This window comes from Sphaerisporangium sp. NPDC049457 (assembly GCF_055586705.1).
Window position 1 is genome coordinate 272,868 of record NZ_JBVJHR010000014.1, and the last position, 9,341, is coordinate 282,208.

6 protein-coding genes and 1 pseudogene are annotated in these 9,341 nt (G+C 69.5%); 3 read left to right on the forward strand and 4 right to left on the reverse strand.

Annotated features, from left to right (window positions below):
• Positions 1-41: 41 nt before the first annotated feature.
• A complete protein-coding gene (locus ACZ6QO_RS23130; protein WP_465853656.1) occupies positions 42-656 on the forward strand; it encodes a DUF998 domain-containing protein in 615 nt (204 codons plus the stop codon).
• A gap of 88 nt (positions 657-744) precedes the next feature.
• Positions 745-990, forward strand: a complete 246-nt coding sequence (locus tag ACZ6QO_RS23135) for a hypothetical protein (protein ID WP_465853657.1) — start codon at positions 745-747, stop codon at positions 988-990.
• A 95-nt stretch (positions 991-1,085) separates the two neighbouring features.
• On the opposite strand, the gene ACZ6QO_RS23140 is transcribed toward ACZ6QO_RS23135, so the two are convergent.
• The 4 genes from ACZ6QO_RS23140 to ACZ6QO_RS23155 all read right to left on the reverse strand — a co-directional run bounded on the left by ACZ6QO_RS23140 (position 1,086) and on the right by ACZ6QO_RS23155 (position 8,136).
• Positions 1,086-2,642, reverse strand: coding sequence for an alpha-L-arabinofuranosidase B (locus ACZ6QO_RS23140; RefSeq protein ID WP_465853658.1), 1,557 nt, complete (start codon positions 2,640-2,642; stop codon positions 1,086-1,088).
• 457 nt (positions 2,643-3,099) lie between these two features.
• Positions 3,100-3,930 carry a carbohydrate deacetylase gene (locus ACZ6QO_RS23145; protein WP_465853659.1) on the reverse strand — a complete coding sequence of 277 codons (831 nt, stop codon included), beginning with the start codon at positions 3,928-3,930 and terminating at the stop codon, positions 3,100-3,102.
• Positions 3,927-5,318, reverse strand: a complete 1,392-nt coding sequence (locus tag ACZ6QO_RS23150; RefSeq protein ID WP_465853660.1) for an MFS transporter — start codon at positions 5,316-5,318, stop codon at positions 3,927-3,929. The genes ACZ6QO_RS23145 and ACZ6QO_RS23150 overlap by 4 nt, the downstream gene beginning before the upstream one ends.
• Before the next feature lie 337 nt (positions 5,319-5,655).
• Positions 5,656-8,136, reverse strand: a complete 2,481-nt coding sequence (locus ACZ6QO_RS23155) for a non-reducing end alpha-L-arabinofuranosidase family hydrolase (protein ID WP_465853661.1) — start codon at positions 8,134-8,136, stop codon at positions 5,656-5,658.
• A gap of 852 nt (positions 8,137-8,988) precedes the next feature.
• Between ACZ6QO_RS23155 and ACZ6QO_RS23160 the strand changes: the two are divergent.
• Positions 8,989-9,341: pseudogene (locus tag ACZ6QO_RS23160) on the forward strand (SGNH/GDSL hydrolase family protein); the annotation flags it as partial.

Sequence of the window (9,341 nt, forward strand, 5' to 3'; positions counted from 1 at the left end):
TCGGCCAACACAGGGATACCGGCAGGTTGGCGACCCTCGGGATGGCAGGGGTTCTCGTGTTCGTGGTGCTGGTCGCGGTCCTGCACCTCGTCGATCCCGGCCGAGACCCGATCAGCATCACCGTCAGCGAGTACGTCCTCGGGCCGCACGGCTGGCTGCTCGGCTTCGCCGCCCTGGCGTTCGGCCTGGGCACGCTCGCCATCGCGATGGCGGTCGCCGCGGCACTGCCTTCACCGCGGCCGCGCGCGGGCCTCGCGGCGCTCGTCATCGCCGGGCTCGGCATGGTGGCGGTCGGCGCGTTCCCGACCGACCCCATCGACCCCGCCGACCCGCGGTTCGTCACCACCGCCGGCGCGATCCACGCCGCGGCGGGCATCCTGTCGTTCACCTGCCTCGCCCTCGCCGCACCGCTGCTCACCAAGCCGGTCGCCACGGCGACGAACACGCCACGGTTGCGGCGGCTCGCGATCCTGCCGCCGACCGGCTACCTGCTCTTCTGGGCGACAGGAATCCTCGACAACGAACTCGGCGGCCTGCTCGCCAGCCGCTCCGCCACCGGCCTCGGCGAGCGGCTCATGGCCGCGGCGTTCATCGCCTGGCTCCTCGCGGTCGCCGTCGCCGTCCGCCGCGCCACCGCTCGGGAGCCGCTGGCATGACGCGCACCAAACTCCTGCTCATGGCCGGCCTCGGACCGGCGCTGTACGTCGTCGTGCTGCTGCTCGACAGCCTCACCCGGCCCGGCTTGTGCTCGCCACCCGCTTCGCCGCCGACCACCAACGGGCCTGGATGTGGTACTCGATCACCAGCGCGGCCCTGGCCATGACCACGCTGCTGATGGCGGTCGCCCAGTACGACGCCGACACCCAGACCGGCAGCTACCACGGCCTGTGGCAACGCATCAGCATCACCATCGGGTTCGGCTACTTCTCCGTCCTCGCCGCGCGCCTGCTCCGACGGCACAGGCGCCCGTCGATCTCACCGCCATCCTGACCGCACGTGCTGCCCGGCCCCTCGTGGGCCGGACGGGCGGCCCGTGCCCCGAGCCGCCCCCGGGGAGTGAGGCGGCTCGGGTCGGTGGTCGGCGGCTACGCCCAGGGCTGGGTGAGGACCCAGCTCACGTCGTCGGCCCAGGAGGTGGTCATGTCGAAGTTGTGCGAGCCGCCGTTGCTGGCGATGTAGACGGTGTCGTAGTAGTGGCGGATGAACCGGTCGGGAAAGTTGTAGGAGGCGAACGAGGTGCCCTGGCCCTTCTTGCCGGCCTGCGGGCAGAAGGTGGCGTCCGCGGCGAACTGCGAGCTGCCGTCGTTGTGCTGCCGGTACACCACGTAGTCGTAGTGCCGCAGGTAGTCGCCGGAGTAGTTCTTCGACTCGAACGACACGCACGAACTGTTCGCCAGGCCGCTGCGGACGATCCAGGTGGCGTCGTTCCTGTCGACGGACGGGTTGGACCCGGCGATCACCGAGGTGACGGCCTTGTCGTTGTAGTGGCGGATGTAGCGGTCGGTGCAGCAGGCCGTCATCGCGCGCAGCGAGATCGACGAGCCGGGGGTGAGCGTCCCGCCGCCCAGCGTCGAGTATCCGGCGGCGGCGATGCCGGCCTGCACGGCGTTCTCGGTCGCGTCCGACGGATAGCCGGAGGTCATCACGCCCTCGTAGAAGGTGCCCGCGGCGCTGATGCTGTTGTCGCCGCCGATGCCGAGGATGATGGCCCCTTCCTTCCTCATCGGGTTGTAGCCGGAGACGTTGGGACGCGGCCCGTTGTAGAAGGTCGACAGGCCGCCCGACTGCGCGTTGCCGCCCCGGATGGCCCAGTGGTTGGGCTCGCCCTTGACGATGGCGGTCAGGAACCGGTGGGCGATGCTCGGGTCGCCGCCGTTGTACCTCTGGTTCACCCCGGAGAACAGGCCGTTCTCCAGGTCGGCCATGATCCAGGGACCGTTGCCCGAGCCGTAGCCCCAGTACTTGCTGTCGCCGAAGTAGATGGCCTCCATGGTGCCGTTGCCGTTGTTGCGGCTGTTGGTCTCGGCGTTGCCGTAGTCGAAGCAGCAGCCGTTGTTGTAGTGCGTGCCGTCGAACACGGCGTACATGCCCTCCGGCTGGTCGCCCCTGGCGACGCCGTTGGTGCTGTTGTCGCGGTATCCGACGCCGGGGGTCACGAAGACGCCGTAGGCCTTGCGGCCGCCGACCATGATCGGCGCCGAGGTCGCGTTCGCGGGCTTGTCGTACCCGCCCGAGGCCGGCCCGGAGAAGTCGCCGGGGGGCGCCGGGGTGAGATGGTTGCCCCGGCCGGACTGGTCGTAGATGACGCTGATGACGCATGTCGTGCCGGAACAGAAGGAGTCCTGCGCGCCGGAGTCGGCGACCCCGCCCGCGCCCAGCACGCCGATGTTGCGGGTGGCGTTGTCCGAGGAACGGCGCACCTGGTACAGCGAGCCGCTGTAGGCGCCGTACAGCGCACGGGTCGTGCTGTGCGCCGCGACGCACGGCGTGCCGCCCGAGGCGTAGATGTCACACGACAGCGACGCGGCGGCCTGCGACGGCGTGGAGACGCCGCCCAGCAGGCCGGCGGCGAGCGCGACGACCGCGCCCACGGACAGCAGCGCCTTCTTCGCATGCCGCAACTGCGACCGAACGAGCATCATTGACCTCTGCTTTTCAGGGGGTGGCGCGAATGCCGGAGTCACCAGGCACGTTTCGCCGGGCCGAGGTACGAATGATCGCCACGCGACCATGCGCCGGACGATATGCCTGCCGCACCGGGGCATCGCGGGAGGGACAGAAGAGAAAGCATGCTGTTAGCGCTAACAACGATCGGGGCATCAAAGTCGCTCATCCGGCATGACGGCGTGTGCCGGTACGGCGGAGTCAATACGACCCCGCGACCGCCGTCAACGACCGGGAGGTCCAGCGCCGCGCACCCTCGGTTCCTCCGGCGCGCTGAGCTGCTCTGATCGGAGGCGGTCGCCGCTTCGTCCGGCCCGCGGGAACGAACGTTTCATCGGCGCGCGGAAGGCGGGGGCTGCTCCCGCCGGTCCGCCGTCACGACGTTCGCCCGGCCACCACGCAGGACCGGCGGATCCGCGGGCGGCGGGCTCCGGGTCACGTCCACCAGTCGCCGACGACCTCGACGTCCTCGGCGGCGAGGGCGTCGTGCCACACCGGATCGCGCAGCAGCCGCGCCTCCCAGGCCCGCACGACGCCGTCCGGTCCCGCGACCGCGTCCTGCCGGGACGGGTGCAGGAACAACTCGCTCGTCCCCTCGGGCAGGTCCGCGAGCCTGCGGAGGTAGTCATCGCGTAGCCGCTCGTAGCAGCCGAGCTCGTCCGCCGTGCGCCGGTTGGTCGCGATCGTCTGCGGGATGGGCACGCCGAGCGCGTCGGCGAGGGCGACGGCGCGTTCGTGCGCGGCCGCGAGCGGCGGCGGAAGCGGCGCGCCGACGTACGGCTGCGGGTCACGGGGCAGCCGGAAGGCGAAGCCGTGGCCCGCGCACCACTCGATCGTCTGGCCGAGCCACGATCGGCCGTGCAGGCCGTAGAGGGTGCCGGCGTGGGAGTCCGCCGCCTGGGGCGCGAGGCCCCGGTCGCGCATCCACCGCAGCTGCGCCTCCGCCTCGCGCATGACGTCGCCGGCCTCGCCGCGGGCGCCGAGAACGAACGGATCGTCGCTGAGCGTCCCGTCCGGATCGGCGACGCTCGCCGCGCCGCCGAGCGGCCGCCAGCGCGGCAGCCCGCGCTCGCTCGTGAGCGTCACGTGCAGCCGCGGCACGACGCCGAGCCGGCGTACCTGACCGGCGGCCCGCTCGGCCGCGGGTGAGACGGGGATGAGCGTCGTCGCGCTGACCTGCCCCGCGGCCAGCAGCGCGACGACGACCTCCGTGGTCCCCGGCTCACGGCCGAGGTCGTCCGCCGTGATCACGACGCGGCGGGTCATCGGGTGCCCTCCACGGCTGACTCGTCCCTTGGACCGGCGGGCGGCGGCTCGGCAGGACCGGCGGTCGTGGGCGGCGGCTCGATCGGGACCGAGATGAACCGTGCCGCGACCGCGCCGGCCGCCGTCAGCGCGAACGGGTACACGCACAGGTACACCCGGAACGCGAGCCCGGTGCTGGTACCGGGATCGTCGCCGGAGTTGTAGCCGAAGAGCACGCCGAGCGAGGTGAGCGCCAGTCCCGTCACGATCCCGTTGAGCCGGCCGAAGAAGCCGAACGCGGACAGGAACAGCCCTTCGCGGTGCTCTCCGTTGCGCCTCGCGTCGGCGTCGAGCACGCGCGCGACGATGAGGTCGTTCGTCGCGAGCATTCCCGACCACCCGGCTCCGACGAGCACCCCCGCGGCGATCGCCGTGACCAGGTCGGTGGCGAAGAACAGGGCCGCGAAGCCGGCCGCGAGGACCGCGAAGGCGAGCCGCCAGGCCCGCAGGGCGCCGCGGCGCGCGACGACGCGCGTCCACACCGCAAGGCCGCCCGCCGAGACGAGGATGACGACGCCCTGGAGGAAGAGGGCGTTCCCGACCGGCAGCCCGAGCGAATACCGCACGTACAGCTGGACGCCCGACAGGACCAGCGCCATGGCGATCCCGTAACAGGCGCCGGTGAGCCCGACCGTCCAGAACAGCGGCTCGCGCACGATCGACCACAGGCTGCGCAGCAGCGGCGGCCGCTCACGGGTGGAGTAGCGGGGATTCTCGCGCGCGCCGAGCGCCATGAACACGATCACGGCGAGCGCGATGACGCCGTAGATGACCGCCGTGGTCTGGAAGCCCTCCGTGGACTCCTCGGTGCCGAACACCCCGGTCGTGAGCAACGGGGTGACCGCGAGCGAGATCACCAGGGCCAGCAGCTGGAAGCCCTGGCGCAGGCCGTTGGCGACGGCGCGATCGCGCTCCCGGGGGTAGAGCTCGGGGAGCAGCGCGCCGTAGTTCGCGTTGAGCATCGAGTCGAATGCCTCGCACAGGATCGCGAACACCGCGAACCAGAGCACCAGGCCGGCCCCCCGCAGCGAGGCCGGCGCGGAGAAGAACGCGATCATGCAGGCCGCGAGCATCGGCGCGCCGACCAGCAACCACGGCCGGCGCCGGCCGAACCGGCTTCGCGTGCGGTCCGAGAGGTGACCGAGCAGCGGGTTGTCGATCGCGTCGATGACCGCGTAGATCACCATCACCACGCCGTACGCGCGGACGTCGAGCCCGAGGATGTCGACGTAGTAGATGATCATCGACCCCTTGATCATGCTGATCGGGATCGAGGTGCCGAACATCCCGATGGCGTACCGCCAGGGGGGAGTCCGCTCCGGGATGGAGCCTGTACCGGAATCGGTCACGCGATCACCCTCCTCGCCGCCGCCGGCGCCGCGTGCGCCGCCTCACCCCCGCACTTGAAGGAGAACGGTAGGTGAAGCGGACCGCTCGCGATACCCCCGAGAACGGCGCGAAGGCCCATTCGCCGGTAACCGATGACGGTGTCCCGGCGCCGTCCGCACAGGAGGAGCCTCGTGACGGCCCCCGCACATGACGCGGCGGGCTCGGTGGTGTGCCGAGCCCGCCGGTCGGGTTCCGTCCGGTCCTGATCGCAGGGGCCGTGTCGACGTTCAGTGGTTACGGCGTGTGCCTCGTACGCCGTGAACGTCGGCGCCGCGCGGGATGGGACGGGTCAGGTGGTCAGCGCTGCAGGGTGAGCACGCCGGGACGGTAGGGCAGCAGGCCGTAGTCCACACCATTGGAGCTGGGGCTGCGGCCCTGGTAGAGCAGTTGCAGGTTGCAGGGGTCGACCGTCTTGGTCTGGTCGGGGTTGCTGCGGACCAGGTCACCGTGGCTGATGTCGTTGGTCCAGGTGGCGCCGCTGTTGGCCTTGCCGGCGAACGGGTTGCTCTCGCTGGTGGCCTGCGGGGTCCACGAGCCGCTGAGGCTGGTGGCGGTGAAGGAGCGGAAGTAGCGCCCCTGCGAGCCGATCGCCTCGACGATCATGAGGTACTTGTTCTGGCCCTGGAGCTTGTACACCTCGACGCCCTCGAACAGGTTGTTGGTCGAGTCGCTCATGATCTGGGTGTAGTTGGAGCCGAAGCTGCCGGGGAAGTTGCCGATCGGCATGCTGGAGCGGTAGATCTTGCCGTTGTCGCCGGCGAAGAACAGGTACATGTTCTGGTCGTCGCCGATGAGGGTCTGGTCGATCGGCCCGGTGCCGGAGCCGGAGATGCTCGCGGTGGACAGGGTCTGGGGCGAGGACCAGCCGTTGGCGTTGGTGGGGTCGCTGGAGGTGCGGTAGGTGAAGGCGGTGCCGCCCCACTGGTAGGCCAGCACCCAGATGTTCTTGGGCGCGAAGTAGAACAGCGTGGGCGCCACGGTGCCGGAGTTCATGGTGTTCTGGCTGGCCGAGGCCATGTCCGACCAGTTGGTGAAGGTGCCGAAGTTCATCGAGCCCCAGCTGGACCCGAAGTCGTGCGTGGTGCCGTACACCAGGTGCTTGCCGTTGTAGACGACGTTGGTGAAGTCCTTCAGCGACACCCAGCCCGACTTGGGGTTGGCCAGCGAACCCGTCGAGGTCCACCGGTAGGTCGACGGCAGGTCACAGAAACCGCCGGTCGGCGTCGGAGTCGGAGTCGGGGTCACCGTCGGGGTGGGCGTGGGGGTGCTGGTGTCGCCGCCGTTCCAGGTCCACCTCTGGTTGGTGCCGCCGTGGCAGGAGTAGAGCTGGATCAGGGTGCCGTTGGCGGTGCCCTGGCCTACGGCGTCCAGGCACAGCCCGGACTGCACGCCGGTGATGGAGCCGTTGGAGTTGTACCGCCACTGCTGGTTGGTGCCGCCGTGGCAGGAGTAGATCTGGACCTTGGCGCCGTTGCCGGTGCCGCCGGCGTCCAGGCACTTGTTGCCGTAGACCCTGATCTCACCGGACGAGGTGGCGGTCCAGGTCTGGTTGTCCTGCCCGTTGCAGTCCCACAACGCCACCTGGGTGCCGTCGGTGGTGGAGCGGTTGGGCACGTCCACGCAACGGCCCGAGCCGACGCCCTTGATCTCGCCGCTGCCGCCACCGGGGTTCGTGGGAGTCGGCGTCGGTGTGGGATCGGGGCCGGTGGGAGTCGGCGTGGGGGTGGGGTTGGGAGTGGCGCTGTTCAGCGCGTTGAGGACGGAGTTGTAGGCGGCCTTCTTGTTGCCGTTGCCGTCGAACAGCAGCGCGCTGGCGCCGGAGCCGAGCCAGGAGTCGGTGTCGCGCACGCCCCAGACGGTGATGCCGACGCAGCGGGCCACCGCCAGGCAGTCGTTGGTCACGGCCTGGTAGGTGCTGGCCGAGCCGCCCTGGATGTCCAGCTCGGTGATGGCCACGTCCACGCCGAGGGCGGCGAAGCTGGAGATGGTGGTGCGGTAGTTGGAGTTGTAGGGGCTGTTGCCGTTGAAGTGGCTCTGCAGGCCGACGCAGTCGATCGGGACGCCGCGCTGCTTGAAGTCGCGGACCATGTTGTAGACGCCCTGGGTCTTGGCCCAGGACCAGTTGTCGATGTTGTAGTCGTTGTAGCAGAGCTTGGCGGCCGGGTCGGCGTTGCGGGCGGTGCGGAAGGCGACTTCGATCCAGTCGTTGCCGGTGCGCTGGAGGTTGGAGTCGCGGCGGCCGCCGGAGTTGCCGTCGGCGAAGGCCTCGTTGACGACGTCCCAGTAGGCGATCTTGCCCTTGTAGTGGCCCATGACGCCGTTGATGTGGTTGATCATCGCCTGGCGCAGGTTGTTGCCCGACATGCCCTGCATCCAGCCGGGCTGCTGGTTGTGCCAGGCCAGGGTGTGCCCGCGCACCCGCTTGCCGTTCTGCACCGCCCAGTTGTAGACCCGGTCACCGGCGCTGAAGTTGAACTGGTTCTGGTTCGGCTCGGTGGCGTCGATCTTCATCTCGTTCTCGGCCGTCACCATGTTGAACTCACGGTTCGCGATGGTGGTGTACGCCGAGTCGCCGAGCCTGCTCGTGCTGATCGCGGTGCCGAAGTACCGACCGCTCTGCGCCGCCGCCGCGCCAAGCGTGCTCTCGGCCGCGCCGGCGGTACCCGGCAGTGTCAGCACCGTGACCGTGCTGAGCACGCCGACGGCGCCCGCGAGCACGGTCCGCAGACCGCGGCGAGATCGCCGGGTCAAGGGTGGGGGTATGGCGTTCGTGCCCATGCCTGAGCCTCCATAAAGGAATAAGGAAAGCGAGAAAAGAGCCGGAAGACGCGGAGACCTCCCGCGGGGTCGACGCCGCGTCCCAAGCACCGGGAACGCACACCACCAAGGCGTCGCAGAAGACGGTCCCTGCCCCGCACCACCGGTTGACAGGAGCGGACCGCCTCGAGAGCTTAGTGTGGAAACATTCCCGAAACGTGTCAAGGCTGCATAAATGTTTCGGGGTCCCTGCGGGGTGCGGACGCCGCTTCGCCCGGCATGAACACCCGTTCGCCCGGCATGAACGCCCGCGCATACTCCGGTGCCCGTCCCGGGCCTATGAACCGTCGCGGCGGCTCGTTTCACCGGGAGTTCCTCGGCGATCCTCATCACGCCGGGCGAACCGCGTCATGCGTGAAATTTTCATCACAACGCATTAACCGATCGGTGCGGCGGCCATCGATAACACCAGATGAGCGGCCCTGTCGTCCTCGCGTGTCCGCAGTGCCCCGCGCCCGGGATCCTTGACAGCGCCTCCGCGCCTCAGGTTTGCTCCGCCCACCACCACCGCCATCCAGTCGACAGCGCAGGAAACACGACAGATAGGAAAGTTAGCGCTAACAATTTCATCTTCCCTCGACACGCCGGCGACTAGAGCACCGTGAGATCCGAAACGGATACCGCGTCCCCGCGGTCCGCCCTCATAGTCGCCCCCTCGCTGAGCGGTTCGCGTACAAGCGGTGGAACTTCCGAAGCCGCGGATACGTGAACCGCGACCTTGTGGCATTTCCTTGATGAGCATTCCGGGCAGCCAGGCATGTTCACGTTGACGAAAACTCGGCTGTAATGAACCTGCTCGGACGTGGAGAGGGATTGAACACGCGTATGTGGAAGAAACGGATCGCCGCGGCGTTCATTCTGGCCGTGGCCGTGGCGACGGGAACGGCGACCGGGATGGGCGTCGCCAGCGCCGAGTCCAACGGCGGGGTACGGGTCATGCCGCTGGGCGACTCGATCACCGAGGGCACCCAGGTGCCCGGCGGATACCGCATCGGACTGTGGCAGCGACTCGCCGCCGGCCGCTACACCATCGACTTCGTCGGCTCGCAGTTCAACGGACCGGGCAACCTCGGCGACCACGACCACGAGGGACACCCCGGCTGGCGCATCGACCAGATCGACGCCAACATCACCCGGTGGGCCCAGACCTACAACCCGCGCACCGT